Source organism: Spiribacter vilamensis (assembly GCF_004217415.1).
GTDB lineage: Bacteria > Pseudomonadota > Gammaproteobacteria > Nitrococcales > Nitrococcaceae > Spiribacter > Spiribacter vilamensis.
On record NZ_SHLI01000001.1, the window covers coordinates 903,634 to 917,803 of the forward strand.

A 14,170-nucleotide genomic window follows, 5' to 3' on the forward strand; every position below is an offset into this window, starting at 1 on the left:
CTACTCCGTGCGTTGACCGTCAGGCGAATCCAGCGCCGCCTGCAACGTGTTCCATGCGAGCGTCGCGCATCTTACCCGCATCGGGTAATCGCGAACGCCGGCGAGTGCCTGGAGCTTTTCAAGCGCCGAATCGCCATCCACCGACAGTTCGCCCCCGCGACCGCTCACCAGGCCCTGAAACCGTGCGCTGATGTCCCGGGCCTCGTCCAGCGTGCGGCCCATCAGCACCTCGGTCATGATCGACGCCGTCGCCATTGATATGGCGCATCCCTCGCCGTCAAACCCGATATCCTCGATCCGACCGTCCCCATCCAGCCGCAGCTCGACATGCACCCGATCGCCACAGAGCGGATTCTTGCCGTCCGCGCTGTAATCATGGGGCTCCACGGCCCGGAAGTTCCGGGGCGAGCGGTTATGATCAAGCACCACCGCCTGATAGAGCGCCGAGAGTTCGGTCATGATCAGGCGAGCAGCGACTTCACCTTGGTAAGGCCATCAACCAGCGCGTCGACATCGGCGCGGTCGTTGTAGAGCCCGAACGAGGCCCGTACCGTCGCCGGCACGTTGAACCGTTCCATCAGCGGCTGGGTGCAATGATGACCCACACGGACCGCGACCCCCTCCATATCGAGAATCGTCCCCATATCATGGGGATGGATCCCGTCGATGACAAAGGAGATGACGCCGGCCTTGCCGGGCGCGGTGCCGATCACGTGCAGATCGTCCCACGACGCGAGGCGCTCGTTGGCGTAGGCGAGCAGCGACTGCTCGTGGGCAAGGATCGACTCGCGCCCGACCGATTCCATGTATTCAAGCCCGGTGCCCATGGCGATGACGCCGGCAATGTTGGGCGTACCGGCCTCGAACCGCTGCGGCGGCGGGGCATACTCGCTGCCCTCGAAGGTGACCGTGCGGATCATGTCGCCACCGCCCTGGTAGGGCGGCATCGCCTCGAGGAGCTCGAATCGCCCCCAGAGGATCCCCGAGCCGCTCGGCCCGTAGGTCTTGTGCGCCGAGAACGTGTAGAAATCCGCGCCCATGGCCTGGACGTCCACCGGCATGTGCGGCGCCGACTGGGCCCCGTCCACGAGCACCGGAATCCCGCGCTCGTGGGCAAGCGCGGTGATCGTCTCCACCGGGTTGATGGTCCCGAGCGTGTTGGAGACATGCACAACGCTGATAAAGCGGGTGCGCTCGCTGATCCGCTCGCGCAGGCCGTCCATGTCCAGCGAGCCGTCATCGAGCACCGGCGCCACGACCAGCCTTGCGCCCGTGGCCTCGGTCACCAGCTGCCAGGGCACGATATTGGCGTGATGCTCCATACCGGTGATGAGCACCTCGTCTCCAGGCTGGAGCTTCGGGCGCACGAACGACTGGGCGACCAGGTTGATGGCCTCCGTCGCACCGCGGACGAACACCACCTCGCGCTCGTCGGCGGCATTGATGAACCGCTTGACGGTTGCCCGGACGTTCTCGAATGCCTGCGTCGAGCGCTGCGAGAGCTGGTATACGCCGCGATGAATGTTCGCGTAGTACTGCTCGTAGCATTCCCGCTCGGCGTCGATCACGCACTGCGGTTTCTGCGCGCTCGCGGCGCTGTCGAGGAATGCCAGCCGCCGGCCGTTCATGGGCTGCTGCAGCACCGGGAAGTCGGCCCGGTACTGCGCCATTTCCGGACCGCTCACGGCACCGGTGTCATCGATGGGATGTGCGCTCAAAGGATCTCCCCGATATCCGCGTCTTCCACGCCCAGCCGGCGCATCAAAACGCCCCGGACATGGCTGCGGACACCGTCAACCTTAAACATGTCAACAATCTCGCCGGCAAAGGCCAGGGTCAGCATGCCCTTCGCCCCCTCGGCACTGATACCACGGGTGCGGAGGTAGAACAGGGCCTGCTCGTCGAGCTCGCCCACGGTCGAGCCATGGGTGCACTTGACGTCGTCGGCAAAGATCTCGAGACGCGGGTTGGAGTGGGCCAGTGCGCGCTTGCCGAGGATCAGGTTACGGTTTTCCTGCACCGCGTCGGTTTTCTGCGCGCCCTCGAACACCTTGACCAGGCCATCGAACGACGTCTCGGAGCGATCCTGCAGGATGCCCTTGAAACGCTGGCGACTGAAGCAGTTCCCCTCGCGGTGGTTAAACCAGGTGTGGAAGTCGACGAACTGGCGATCCTCGGTGAGATAAATACCGTTACAGTCGATCTCGCCACCCTCGCCCTCGAGGTCTGCCACCAGGTCGACACGCCCCAGGCGGCCACCATCGGCGACGAAGGCACCCCGGAGCGAGGTATTCCGCTTCGCGACCAGGTTGACCGTGCCGATGTTCATCACCGCCGCGCCGTCTTCCTGCAACCGGCTGTAGTCGAGGATCGTGTTGTCACCGGCGCTGAGTTCGCTGACCGGGCAGACCAGTGTGCTGGCCTCGTCATCACCGATGAAGCGCTCCACGACGCGGACTTCCGCACCCTCCTCGGCCTCGACGACCAGCCGCGGATAGACCGCCCTGCCATTCGCCTCGGCCGTGATGACATGCGTCACCGCGATCGGTTTCTCGATCATCGCGCCGCGCGCAACATGGATGTAGGCACCGTCCGCGAAAAAGGCGGTGTTCAGGGCAGCGAACGGGTGCCAGTCGATATCCACCCGATTACCCAGCGCGGACTGCAGTCGCTCCGGTGCACTGTCCTCGTACTGGCTGAGCGGGGTCACGGTCAGACCCTTGGCAAGATCGGAGAGATCCGACAGGTCGGCCGCCAGGCGCCCGTCCACGAACACGAGGTGGTAGCTGTCACCCAGATCACCGAGGCGCTCGACGAGTGCCTTTGGCGCGACACCCTGCGAGTCGGCCACCGGGAACTCCGCGCTGGTCACCGGCCGCAGGTTGGTCTTGCGCCAGGCCTCCTCGCGCGGGCCGGGAAAGCCGCGTGCCTCGAAGGCGTGGATACCGCGCTCGTGGAGCGACCGGAGCCAACTCGGGCCGGTGTTCCCGAGCTGCTCGAATGCCGTTAGGTAGACGCTCTTTGCTTCCGCTACTGCTTCCATCACTGATGCTCCTCGCAAACTCAGGCCGCAGCCTCGTCGAAGCCCTCGTAGCCCTTCTCTTCCAGCTCCTCGGCCAGTTCCTTGCCACCGGTCTTGACGATCCGGCCATCCACCAGCACGTGAACCACGTCGGGGACGATATGCTGGAGCAGGCGCTGGTAATGCGTGATCACCATGAACGAGCGCTCGCCGTCGCGCATCGCATTGACGCCCTCGGAGACGATCCGCAGCGCATCGATATCGAGGCCCGAGTCGGTCTCGTCGAGGATGCCGAGCTTCGGCTCAAGCACCGACATGTGGAAGATCTCGTTGCGCTTTTTCTCGCCACCCGAGAAGCCCTGGTTGACGGGGCGCTGCAACAGCGTCTCGTCGAGCTTCACGCGCCGGGCCCGCTCGCGCACCATCTGGAGGAACTCCATCGCGTCGATCTCGGGCTCGCCCTTGTGCTTGCGCATCGCGTTGACGGCGGCCTTGAGGAAGTAGGTGTTCGACACGCCGGGGATCTCGACCGGGTACTGGAAGCCCAGGAATACCCCTTCACGGGCCCGCACTTCCGGGTCCATCTCCAGCAGATCCTTGCCGTTGTAGAGGACTTCGCCCTCGGTAATCTCGTAGGCCTCGTCGCCCACGAGCGCCTTGGCGAGCGTGCTCTTGCCACCACCGTTGGGCCCCATGATCGCGTGGACCTCACCGGTGTCCATCGTGAGATCGAGCCCCTTGAGGATTTCGGTCCCCTCCACGTTGACGTGGAGGTTGCGAATTTCCAGCAATGCCATGTCTGACTCCTGAAACAGATTCGTTGGTTGCGTTGACAGGGGATGGGTCGGCAATCAGCCGACCGAATCCTCCAGCGTAATCTCGAGCAGCTTCTGCGCCTCGACGGCGAACTCCATGGGCAGCTCGCGGAAGACTTCCTTGCAGAAGCCGTTGACGATCAGCGAGACGGCGTCCTCGGCGGAGATTCCCCGCGACGTGCAGTAGAGGATCTGGTCCTCGCCGATCTTCGACGTCGTCGCCTCGTGCTCGAGCTGTGCCGTCGAGTTGTTGACGTCAAGATACGGGAACGTATGCGCGGCGCAGTCCGGTCCCATCAGCATCGAGTCACACTGCGAGTAGTTGCGCGCGTTCTGCGCGGTCGGCGTCATCCGCACCAGGCCGCGATAGACCTGCTGGCCTTCCTGCGCCGAGATCCCCTTGGAGACGATCGTGCTCTTCGTGTTCTTGCCGATATGGGTCATCTTGCTGCCCGTATCGGCCTGCTGCGCCAGGCGTGTCACCGCGACGCTGTAGAACTCGCCGACCGAGTTGTCGCCCCGCATGACCACGCTCGGGTACTTCCAGGTGATCGCCGACCCGGTCTCGACCTGGGTCCAGGAGATCTTGGAATTGTCACCGGCGCAGAGACCGCGCTTGGTCACGAAGTTGTAGACGCCGCCCTTGCCGTTGCGATCGCCCGGGTACCAGTTCTGGACCGTCGAGTACTTGATCTCGGCACTATCCAGGGCGACCAGCTCGACCACCGCCGCGTGGAGCTGATTCTCGTCACGCATCGGCGCCGTGCAGCCCTCGAGATAGGACACGTAGCTGCTGTCCTCGGCGATGATCAGCGTGCGCTCGAACTGGCCGGTGTTCGCGGCGTTGATCCGGAAGTAGGTCGACAGCTCCATCGGGCAGCGCACGCCCTTGGGGATGTAGACGAACGATCCGTCGGTGAACACCGCCGAGTTGAGCCCGGCGAAGTAGTTGTCGTTATACGGGATGACCGTACCGAGATACTTCTGCACCAGCTCGGGATGGTTATGCACCGCCTCCGACATCGAGCAGAAGATAATGCCTTCCTCGGCCAGCTTGTCCTTGTAGGACGTCGCCACCGAGACCGAGTCGAACACCGCATCGACGGCGACATTATTCTTGACGCCGGCGAGCTGCTCCTGCTCGTGCAGCGGGATGCCGAGCTTGTTGTAGGTCTCGCGGATCTCGGGATCGATGTCGTCCAGGCTCTCCGGCCGGTCCTCGTCACGCTTCGGCGCGGCGTAGTAGGAGATCGCCTGGAAATCGATCGGATCGTACTTGACGTACTGCCAGTCCGGCTCGCGCATGGTGAGCCAGTTGCGATACGCCGTCAGCCGCCATTCCAGCAACCACTCCGGCTCGTTTTTCTTGGCCGAGATGAAGCGGATGGTGTCTTCATTGAGCCCGGGTTCTACCCGATCCTCTTCGACATCGGTAACGAAGCCAGCCTCGTAACCCTTCTGGGTAAACCGTTCAATCGTCTCAGTGCTCGCGGACATGACGCACTCCGGTAAATTCAAGCGTGTGAATAGGGCCTTGCGCATCATCGCCATCGGCGGATGACGCGTCGGCCAGCGTGATCTCAGACAGCGCCCGGAGCACAACGTCGTTGATACGACTCCAGACACCACTGATGTTGCATTGACTGCCGTACTGACAGGCCTCGCGCCCGTCCTCGATGCAGTCCGTCAATGCAATGGGACCCTCCAGCACGGTGATAATTTCCGCCACGGAGATTTCATCGGGCTGACGGGCCAGCCCGTAGCCACCCTTGGCCCCCCGGTAGGAGACCACCAGGTCGCTACGCGCGAGGTGCTTTAGGATTTTGCTGACGATCGGCTGCGGCAGCCCGCGGATCTCCGCCAGGGCTGCGGCGCTATAGCGCGCCTCGGCGTCCCTCGCCATCAGCGCGAGGATGCCGACGCCATAATCCGTTTCGCGGTTCAGCTTGATCATGGTTACGGAGTGTAACCGAAACAGGACTCTTTTGGTACATTTTAAACTGAAAAATCTACCGACGGCCTTCGGCGGCGCTGGCTGCCAGCGTCTCGATGTGCGACCAGTCCCCGGCAGCCACGGCATCCGCCGGCGTCAGCCAGCTGCCCCCCACGCAGGGCACGTTCGGCAACTGCAGGAAATCCAGGTAGTTACCGGAATGTACGCCACCGGTCGGGCAGAACCGCATGGCCGGGAATGGTCCCGAAAAGGCGTTGAGTGCGCCGATACCGCCACTGGGGACGGCCGGGAAGAACTTCACGTGGTCGAAGCCGTCGGCCTGTGCCCGCATCAGCTCGGTCGCCGTCGAGACGCCCGGCAACAGCGACAGGCCGGCGTGCTCCGCGGCCTCGACAATCGCGTCCGAATAGCCGGGGCTGACCAGGAAGCGCGCCCCGGCATCCCGTGCCGCATCAACCTGTCCGGCGGTCGTGAGCGTCCCCGCCCCCACCGTTATGTCGGGGACGTCCCGGGCGATGGCGGCCACGGCCGCCAGCGCGTCATCGGTGCGCAGCGTCACCTCGATCACCGACAGACCGCCGGCCAGCAGCGCCCGAGCCAGTGCCGGCGCCGCCGCCGCATCCTCGATGGCCACGACGGGGATCACCGGCGAGCGCGCCAGCAGTGCCTGCATGGACAGGATCACGACCCCGCCGTCGCGGGGTTGAAGGTGATCGCGCCGGTCTCGGCACTGCTCGCCGTGGCCCGAAAGGCGGCGAACATCTCCCGCCCCATCCCGTGTTGCACGCCGGTCTCGGCGGGTTCGGCCCGACGCGCCGCCCATTCCGCCTCGGGCACCTGCACCGAGAGCGTCCCGGCATCGGCGTCCAGGCAGATCCAGTCGCCATCCCGTATCCGGCCGATCGCGCCGCCACACACCCACTCCGGATGCAGATGGATGGCGGCCGGGACCTTGCCGGAGGCCCCCGACATGCGCCCGTCGGTCACCAGCGCGACGCGCTGACCGCGCGAGAGCAGCACGCCCAGTTCAGGCGTGAGCTTGTGGAGCTCGGGCATGCCGTTGGCGCGCGGGCCCTGGCCGCGGACCACGCAGACGAAATCGCCCTCGAGCTCATCGGCCCGAAACGCGGCGAGTACGGCCTGTTGATCGTCGAACACCCGCGCCGGCGCCTCGATCCGTCGGTGTTCAGCCCGCACCGCGGAGGTCTTGATCACCGCCCGACCGAGATTGCCGTCGAGCACCCGCAGGCCACCATCGGCGGCAAACGGCTCGGCCACCGGCCGGACCACGCTCTGATCGCCGGACTCCCGGGGCGCGTCCTGCCAGCCCACGCCGCCCTCGGCGAGCATCGGCTCGCGGGCATAGGCGCGCAGGCCCTCACCGGCGACGGTCGTGACGTCCTCGTGGAGCAGGCCGGCATCGAGGAGTTCGCGCACCAGAAAGCCCATGCCTCCGGCAGCGTGGAAGTGGTTGATGTCGGCCTGGCCGTTGGGATAGATCCGCGTGAGCAGCGGCACCACCCGCGAGAGCGTATCGAAATCGCTCCAGTCGACGTGCAGGCCGGCGGCACGGGCAATCGCCACCAGGTGGATGGTGTGGTTGGTGGACCCGCCGGTTGCCAGCAGCCCGACAATACCGTTGACGATCGCCCGCGCGTCGATCACCCGTCCCACCGGCGTGTATTCGTCACCGCGCGCCGTAATGCGGTTGATGCGATGCCCGGCGGCGATCGTCAGCGCATCCCGTAGCGGCGTGTTGGGATTGACGAAGGCCGCCCCGGGCAGGTGCAGGCCCATGACCTCCATGAGCATCTGGTTGGAATTGGCGGTGCCGTAGAACGTGCAGGTGCCGGGGCCGTGATAGGACTGGGTCTCGGACTCGAGCAGTGCGTCGCGCCCCACCTTGCCCTCGGCGTAGAGCGCGCGGATCTTCGCCTTCTCGTCATTGGGCATGCCCGAGGTCATCGGGCCGGCGGGGACGAAGATGAACGGCAGGTGGCCGAAATGCAGGGCGCCGATCAGCAGCCCCGGAACGATCTTGTCGCACACCCCCAGGCAGAGGCCGGCATCGAAGGTGTTGTGGGACAGGGCAACGCCCGTTGCCATCGCGATCACGTCGCGGCTGAAAAGCGAGAGCTCCATGCCTGGCTGGCCCTGCGTCACACCGTCACACATCGCCGGGACGCCGCCGGCGAACTGGGCGGTGCCCCCAGCCTCGCGCACCGCCTGCTTGAGCAGTCCGGGAAAGCGCTCCAGCGGCTGATGGGCGGAGAGCATGTCGTTATACGCCGACACGATGCCGACATTGCTCTGCTGCAGTCCCTTGAGCCGGGCCTTGTCGCTGTCCGGCGCAGCGGCGAATGCGTGGGCGAGGTTGGTACAGGACAGGCTGGTGCGGACCGGACCGGCATCCGCCGCCGCCTGCAGCCGATCGAGGTAGGCCGCGCGATCCGCCTCGCTGCGGGCCTCGATGCGCCGGGTCACCGCGGCGACCGCGGCATTGAGTGCTGGCATATCGCCTCCGTGTTGGATTGATGCGGGAGGATTTTATCGCAACCGCGCGGCGCGCGTGACATCTGCTTATGCTCAGCCGCCCCGAGACGGTATCCTCGAATCATGATTTTGCGTTCACAGCAGGAGGCGCGGTGAAATCGACCAAGCCCTTTGACCTTGTCCTGTTCGGGGCGACCGGCGATCTGGCGATGAGTAAACTGCTGCCGGCGCTGTATCGCCGCGACCGCGCCGGGCAGCTGCCTGCCGACGGGCGGATTATCGCCACGGCCCGCACCCGGCTCGACCGCGATGCCTTCATTGCCCGCGTCACGGCGGCGTTCGACGAATACCTCGAGGCGGACGAGCGCACCAACGACGACTGGCAGCGCTTCGTCGAGCGGCTCGACTTTGTCTCCATCGACGCCGATACCTCGGGCGGCTTCGAGGATCTGGCGCGGCTGGTAAGCGGGCGCGAGGATCACACCCGGGTCTTCTACCTCGCCGTCGCACCCAACTACTTCGTGGAGATCTGCGAGCACCTCCACGCCCACGGACTGGTCACGGACCGCGCCCGCGTCGTGCTGGAGAAACCCCTCGGCCACGACCTCGCCTCCGCGCGGTCGATCAGCGAGCAGATCGGCGCGATCTTCTCGGAGGATGCGATCTATCGAATCGACCACTACCTCGGCAAGGAGACGGTCCAGAACCTGATCGCCCTGCGCTTCGGCAACATGCTCTTCGAGCCGTTGTGGCGACGTGACTGGGTGCGGGATGTGCAGATCAGTGTCAGCGAACAGCTCGGCGTCAGCGGCCGTGCCGGGTTCTACGACCGCACCGGCGCGCTTCGGGACATGGTCCAGAACCATCTCCTGCAGCTGTTGTGCATTATCGCCATGGAGCCGCCGACCGATATCGGCGCCGATGCCGTCCGCGACGAAAAGCTCAAGGTCCTTCGTGCGCTCAAGCGCCTCGAGGGCCAGGACGCACTGCGCAACACCGTTCGCGGTCAGTACCGCGCCGGCGCCATCGCCGGGCAGCCGGTATCCGGCTATCTCGACGAGGAGGGCGTCCCCCCGGATAGCCGCACCGAGACCTTCGTCGCGCTGCGCACCGAAGTGGCCAACTGGCGCTGGGCCGGTGTGCCGTTCTATCTCCGCACCGGCAAACGCCTGCAGGAGCGCGCTGCCGAGATCGTCGTCAACTTCCGCGACGTCCCCCACTCGATCTTCGGCGTGACCTACGGGGCCGGACAGCCCAATCGGCTGGTTATCAAGCTGCAGCCGGACGAGGGCGTGCGCATGCACATGATGGCGAAGTCCCCCGGCGACCGGATGCAGCTGCGCCCCGTGTCGCTCAACCTCGACTTCGCCGAGGCCTTTCGGCAGCGTCCGCCGGACGCCTACGAGCGGCTGCTGATGGATGTCCTGCGCGGACGTCTGACGTTGTTCATGCGCCGCGACGAGCTGTATGCCGCCTGGTCGTGGATCGAGCCGATCCTCGACGCCTGGAACGAGGCCGGCGATGCCCCCAAAGCCTACACCGCCGGGACCTGGGGGCCTGCGGCCTCGAGCGCCCTGCTCGCCCGCGAGGATGCCAACTGGCATGAAGAGACCTGAACCCGCCGCCCGCGCGCTTGACAACGCCCAGCGATTCACCAGGGCCGACCGGGCCGCCTCGGCGCTCGCGACACGAATCAGCGAGATCATCACCTACGGTGCTCGCGCCCGCGGCCGGGCCAGCCTGCTCGTGCCCGGCGGGCGTACGCCGATCCCGCTGTTCGACGCCCTGTGCGGACTCGATGTGCCCTGGCAACAGGTGTATGTCGGTCTGACCGACGAACGTCGGGTGCCGCCGGAGGACCGCCAGAGCAATGCCCGACTGATCCGCGAGCACCTGCTTCGGGACCGGGCCGCTGCCGCGCATTTCCCCCTGCTCTATCACGACGCGGTCGGGGATCGGGCCGTCGAGGCCGCCTGCGGGGCGGCACTCGGGCTCCTCCCCCGCCCGTTCGATGCCGTGGTCGTCGGGATGGGCGATGACGGCCATATCGCTTCGCTCTTCCCCGGTGATGCGGCGCTGGCGCGCGGGCTCGACCCTGCCACCGAGGCGCCCTGCGTCCTCACGCGGGCCGCCGACCCGCCGTACGAGCGCCTGTCACTGACGCTGGCAACCCTGCTGTCGAGTCGCTGGGTCGCGTTGCTGATCAACGGCAGCGCGAAGTGGGCGGCGCTGGAGACCGCAATCGAGCGCCAGGACGCGCAGGCCTCGCCGGTCTATGCGTTGCTCAATCAGCGCCAGGTGGCGGTGAATGTCTTCTACGCGCCCTGACGCCGCGCCGGTCCTCGTCGCCGATATCGGCGGCACCAACGCCCGGGCCGCGATCGTGACCCGCCCCGGCAGCGCGCCGGACCCCGTGTTCAAGCGCCGGACGCGTGATTTCGACGGACTCGCCGAGTTCCTGGCCAGCGCCCTCGAGGAACTGGGTGGCGGCCATCGCCCGCGGTCCGCCCTGTGTGCCGTCGCCAGCCCGGTCGACCGCGATCCGATCGAGCTCACCAATGCCGGTTGGCGATTCTCGCGCGCCGGCACCGCCGATGCCCTCGGCCTCGACCGCGTCGAGTTCGTGAATGACTGGGTCGCACAGGGGTGGGCAACCACGCAGATCGGCGATGACCACCTGCAGACCATCCACCCCGGCCGGCCGGATCCGATGGCGCCCCGACTGGCGCTGGGACCGGGTACGGGACTGGGCAGTGCGCTGGTCACCCCCGGATCGACGGATTGGCAGGTCTTCGCCACCGAGGGCGGGCATATCAGCTTCGCCCCGCGCACGGCCCGGGAGTGGGCTCTCGTCGAGCGGATACAGGCACGATTCGGTCATTGCAGCGCCGAGCGGCTGGCCTCCGGCATCGGCATCGAAACGGTCTATGCGGCGCTCCATGACATCGACGGCACCACGCCGCGTCGTACCGGTGCCGAGGCGATTGCGCAGGCGGCGCTGGAGGGCGATTCGGTGTGTGGTGAGGTCATCGAGATGATGACCGCGGCGCTTGGCAGTGCCGCCGGCGATCTGGCGCTCGCGACCGGGGCGCGGGGTGGCCTTTACCTGGGCGGAGGCCTGATTCCGTTACTCAGTGACGCCTTCGACTGGGGGCTGTTCTGCCGGCGCTTTACCGCCAAGGGACGATTTCGCGACTACCTCGAATCGATCCCGGTGCATGCGATGACCCATCCGGCACCGGCACTCTACGGCCTGTCGGTCTATCTGACCCACTCGCGCATGTAGGCCCGGACCGCCGGCGTGTCATCCTGCGCTGGCAGCGTCTCGAGTGCCGCATCGACCTCGGCGTCGCCCGCCCGGGGGCGGACGCGCTCCATGATCGCCGCGAAAAACGCCTGATCGAACTCGGGATGCCCCTGGATCGTCAATGTCCGGCCCCGGCGCATGGCATACCACGGGCACTGCGCACTGGTTGCCAGGCGCTCGAAGCCGGGGGCCGGCGCGACGACCTGGTCCTGGTGGACGGCGAGGAGAGCGAGCGGGTCACCTGCCTCCCGCCCCGCAAACGCCACCTCGCACTCGACCGCATAGGTCCCGAGATGCCAGCCCATCGACGACCGACGGGTCTCGCCACCCAGTGCGGCCTGGATCAGCTGATGGCCGAAGCAGACACCGATCAGCGGCTGTTCGCGTTCGTCAATCGATCGCACGAAGGCCTTCAGCGGTGCCACCCACTCCGGCGCCTCGTGGACACTCGCCCGACTGCCGGTGACCACCCAGGCATCCGCCGACGCGGGTGTCTCCGGCCACTCACCGGCGTGGACCCGAAACCCGACGGCCTCGATGTCCTGCCGATCATCCGTCAGCAGATTCTCGAAGAGCGAGAAATAGGATGCCCAGTCGGTGGCGAGCTCCTCGTGGAGGTCGTCGCAGAGGAGCACTCCGACGCGGATCGTACCCGCTGCGCTACTCATCACTCGATGAAGCCTTCGTCTTCGTCGTCGGGCTCGCGCGGCGCGGCAGCACGCGGCGCAGCATCCGTGTCAGCGGATTCGCATCGCCGCTATCGGTAACCACGGCGGTTTCCGCTGCTACCCGCTCGCGCTCCGCCGCAAGGGCCGCCCGACGGGCCTCACGGCCCTCGCGCAGCCGGCCGTAGAGGTAGTGCGAGAAGGCGCCCTGTGCGCCGAGCCGTTCAATAAAGCGGAGCATGGCGTCGCGGAGTGACTCACGGTGCAGGGGCTGTTGCAGCGACAGCCCGATCTCGGCCAGCTCGGCGTTCATTCGTCCCCCGGCGCCATAGGCGCGCACGAACTCGTCGAGCTCCTCAATCTGCCGACCAAGGGTCCAGCCGAGCTCGTCGGCAATCAAGAAAAACTGCTGCTCCACCAAATACTCCGCGATATACCGAAAATGCCTGATTAAGTGACAATTGTCGCGCCGCAGCATTCCCAACAACAAGCGAATAATGGGCACGATACCCGATCTTTTCAGGCATTAACCGGTCAGCACACCGATCCATTGCAACCAGAGGTAGTGCAGCGGGAAGACCAGCACAATGCTGAGTACCGCGAACCCCAGCGTAAAACGGGTCAGCGCGCCCCAGGGGACCTGGCCGAGCTGCGCACCAATCAGAATGGGCGGTGCCTGGTAGGGCAGAAGATAGGTGGAATACGACGCGGCGAGGATGGTCAATACCGACTGTACCGACCAGCCGGTTGCATTCGCGAGGGTCTCACCCAGCGGCACGCCAATGGCCGGCACCCCCGGCATCGCCGTTAAAACCGCCAGAGCGGTACCGCCGATACTGATGACCGCATAGTTGATCGCGTTCGCGGCGGGCTCGAGCGGAAGTATCGGCAGGAGCTGGGTAAACGCGGCCTCGCCGATGCCGGCGTGGGCGATCACCGATCCGACGCCGAGGATGCCCGCGAGCAACAGCAAAGGCCCCATATCCAGCGCCGCGAAGGGCTTTGCCGGCACGAGGCGGGAGGCGTTGAAAAGACAGTAGAGCGCCGCGCCCAGGGCGACCCAGGCGGGCCCGATCCCGTGCAGGGCGTCGGTTGCCCAGAATCCGAGCGCCACCAGGAGCACCAGCGCGGTCTGGCGTTGATCCCGGTCGAGTGGCGCGGGCGCGTCCCGCGCCTCGGAGCGGATGCCCGGACGATCCGGGAAGGCATAGACGAGCACCACGACCAGCAGCGCCGAGCGCACCAGGCCCAGCACCGGGAAATGCCACCACAGGTAGTCGATGTAACCGATATCGATTCCGTGCATCGACTCCATCGCCCCGGACCAGACCACGTTGGGCGTGTTGGACGGGAGGATGGCGAACGACCCCAGGTGCGTCCCGAAGATCGCCGCCAGCACCACGGCGATGCGACCGTTGGATCCCTCGTCGAAACCGGCCCGATCCGCCACGGCGACCGCGATCGGCACGATCAGCACCATTCGGCCCATGGCGCCGGGCATCAGAAAGGCGAGCAGCAGGCCGGCGCCCACGGTCGCGGCGATCAGTCCGCTGTAGCGGCCCGGCAGGCGCATCAGCAGCCGATCCGCGATGGCCTGGCCCAGCCCGGTGTGCCGGATCGACATGCCGAGGATCAACCCACCGAAGATGATCCAGAAGGCGGTCGAGGAGAACCCGGAGAAAACCACATCGGCCGGGGCGACCGCGAGGAGCATCGCCCCGAGGAAAAAGACCAGCGAGGTAATGGCCTCGGCGATCAACCCGGTGGCGTACAGGCCGATGGTGACGAAGGCGAGCGCGGTGGTCCATGCGGTACCAGCGGGGAGCCAGGCCGGCGGTGCCATGCCCGTGGCAAGGGCCACGATGGCAACGAGCAGCATGATGGCGCGGGGATAGGTGAATAGCGAAGTCATCC

The 14,170-nt window shown here is 66.3% G+C and carries 14 protein-coding genes; 3 read left to right on the forward strand and 11 right to left on the reverse strand.

Annotated elements, in window-relative coordinates; genetic code table 11:
- From sufU to edd, 8 genes are read right to left on the reverse strand one after another with little or no spacing between them, the layout of a single operon-like run.
- Positions 1 to 459, reverse strand: coding sequence for a Fe-S cluster assembly sulfur transfer protein SufU (gene sufU, locus EV698_RS04515; RefSeq protein WP_130502941.1), 459 nt, complete (start codon positions 457 to 459; stop codon positions 1 to 3).
- Between the two features lie 2 nt (positions 460 to 461).
- On the reverse strand, positions 462 to 1,670 hold the full coding sequence (locus EV698_RS04520; protein WP_130504017.1) for a cysteine desulfurase: 1,209 nt from the start codon (positions 1,668 to 1,670) through the stop codon (positions 462 to 464).
- Positions 1,671 to 1,714: 44 nt separating this feature from the next.
- Entirely contained in the window at positions 1,715 to 3,043 is a 1,329-nt protein-coding gene (sufD, locus tag EV698_RS04525) for a Fe-S cluster assembly protein SufD (protein ID WP_130502942.1), read from the reverse strand.
- Between the two features lie 20 nt (positions 3,044 to 3,063).
- Entirely contained in the window at positions 3,064 to 3,819 is a 756-nt protein-coding gene (gene sufC / locus EV698_RS04530) for a Fe-S cluster assembly ATPase SufC (RefSeq protein ID WP_130502943.1), read from the reverse strand.
- Between the two features lie 54 nt (positions 3,820 to 3,873).
- The gene (gene sufB, locus EV698_RS04535) at positions 3,874 to 5,334 is read right to left on the reverse strand and encodes a Fe-S cluster assembly protein SufB (protein ID WP_130502944.1); all 1,461 of its coding nucleotides are present in this window, start codon (positions 5,332 to 5,334) and stop codon (positions 3,874 to 3,876) included.
- Positions 5,318 to 5,791 carry an SUF system Fe-S cluster assembly regulator gene (locus EV698_RS04540; protein WP_130502945.1) on the reverse strand — a complete coding sequence of 158 codons (474 nt, stop codon included), beginning with the start codon at positions 5,789 to 5,791 and terminating at the stop codon, positions 5,318 to 5,320. Before EV698_RS04540 ends, sufB begins: the two co-directional genes overlap by 17 nt.
- A gap of 55 nt (positions 5,792 to 5,846) precedes the next feature.
- Positions 5,847 to 6,464, reverse strand: coding sequence for a bifunctional 4-hydroxy-2-oxoglutarate aldolase/2-dehydro-3-deoxy-phosphogluconate aldolase (gene eda, locus EV698_RS04545; protein ID WP_130502946.1), 618 nt, complete (start codon positions 6,462 to 6,464; stop codon positions 5,847 to 5,849).
- An 8-nt stretch (positions 6,465 to 6,472) separates the two neighbouring features.
- Positions 6,473 to 8,305 carry a phosphogluconate dehydratase gene (gene edd, locus EV698_RS04550; RefSeq protein ID WP_130502947.1) on the reverse strand — a complete coding sequence of 611 codons (1,833 nt, stop codon included), beginning with the start codon at positions 8,303 to 8,305 and terminating at the stop codon, positions 6,473 to 6,475.
- A 131-nt stretch (positions 8,306 to 8,436) separates the two neighbouring features.
- Between edd and zwf the strand changes: the two genes are divergently transcribed.
- Genes zwf through glk form a run of 3 tightly spaced genes read left to right on the forward strand, consistent with a single transcriptional unit; the run spans position 8,437 to position 11,570 of the window.
- A complete protein-coding gene (zwf, locus tag EV698_RS04555) occupies positions 8,437 to 9,900 on the forward strand; it encodes a glucose-6-phosphate dehydrogenase (RefSeq protein ID WP_130502948.1) in 1,464 nt (487 codons plus the stop codon).
- Positions 9,887 to 10,612 carry a 6-phosphogluconolactonase gene (gene pgl, locus EV698_RS04560; protein ID WP_165385721.1) on the forward strand — a complete coding sequence of 242 codons (726 nt, stop codon included), beginning with the start codon at positions 9,887 to 9,889 and terminating at the stop codon, positions 10,610 to 10,612. Before zwf ends, pgl begins: the two co-directional genes overlap by 14 nt.
- Positions 10,593 to 11,570, forward strand: coding sequence for a glucokinase (gene glk, locus EV698_RS04565; protein ID WP_130502950.1), 978 nt, complete (start codon positions 10,593 to 10,595; stop codon positions 11,568 to 11,570). Before pgl ends, glk begins: the two co-directional genes overlap by 20 nt.
- Here glk and EV698_RS04570 read toward each other — a convergent pair.
- The 3 genes from EV698_RS04570 to EV698_RS04580 form a co-directional block, all read right to left on the reverse strand.
- Entirely contained in the window at positions 11,546 to 12,259 is a 714-nt protein-coding gene (locus EV698_RS04570) for a type 1 glutamine amidotransferase (protein WP_130502951.1), read from the reverse strand. The genes glk and EV698_RS04570 overlap by 25 nt on opposite strands.
- Positions 12,252 to 12,674 carry a hypothetical protein gene (locus EV698_RS04575; RefSeq protein ID WP_130502952.1) on the reverse strand — a complete coding sequence of 141 codons (423 nt, stop codon included), beginning with the start codon at positions 12,672 to 12,674 and terminating at the stop codon, positions 12,252 to 12,254. Before EV698_RS04575 ends, EV698_RS04570 begins: the two co-directional genes overlap by 8 nt.
- Positions 12,675 to 12,782: 108 nt before the next feature.
- Positions 12,783 to 14,168, reverse strand: a complete 1,386-nt coding sequence (locus tag EV698_RS04580) for an SLC13 family permease (protein ID WP_165385722.1) — start codon at positions 14,166 to 14,168, stop codon at positions 12,783 to 12,785.
- Positions 14,169 to 14,170 lie beyond the last annotated feature (2 nt).

Bases quoted from the DNA above. Each gene is read 5' to 3' on its own strand.
- sufU (WP_130502941.1), bottom strand. From the start codon at position 459: ATGACCGAACTCTCGGCGCTCTATCAGGCGGTGGTGCTTGATCATAAC.
- EV698_RS04520 (WP_130504017.1), bottom strand. From the start codon at position 1,670: ATGGCGCAGTACCGGGCCGACTTCCCGGTGCTGCAGCAGCCCATGAAC.
- sufD (WP_130502942.1), bottom strand. From the start codon at position 3,043: ATGGAAGCAGTAGCGGAAGCAAAGAGCGTCTACCTAACGGCATTCGAG.
- sufC (WP_130502943.1), bottom strand. From the start codon at position 3,819: ATGGCATTGCTGGAAATTCGCAACCTCCACGTCAACGTGGAGGGGACC.
- sufB (WP_130502944.1), bottom strand. From the start codon at position 5,334: ATGTCCGCGAGCACTGAGACGATTGAACGGTTTACCCAGAAGGGTTAC.
- EV698_RS04540 (WP_130502945.1), bottom strand. From the start codon at position 5,791: ATGATCAAGCTGAACCGCGAAACGGATTATGGCGTCGGCATCCTCGCG.
- eda (WP_130502946.1), bottom strand. From the start codon at position 6,464: ATGCAGGCACTGCTGGCGCGCTCGCCGGTGATCCCCGTCGTGGCCATC.
- edd (WP_130502947.1), bottom strand. From the start codon at position 8,305: ATGCCAGCACTCAATGCCGCGGTCGCCGCGGTGACCCGGCGCATCGAG.
- pgl (WP_165385721.1), top strand. From the start codon at position 9,887: ATGAAGAGACCTGAACCCGCCGCCCGCGCGCTTGACAACGCCCAGCGA.
- glk (WP_130502950.1), top strand. From the start codon at position 10,593: ATGTCTTCTACGCGCCCTGACGCCGCGCCGGTCCTCGTCGCCGATATC.
- EV698_RS04570 (WP_130502951.1), bottom strand. From the start codon at position 12,259: ATGAGTAGCGCAGCGGGTACGATCCGCGTCGGAGTGCTCCTCTGCGAC.
- EV698_RS04580 (WP_165385722.1), bottom strand. From the start codon at position 14,168: ATGACTTCGCTATTCACCTATCCCCGCGCCATCATGCTGCTCGTTGCC.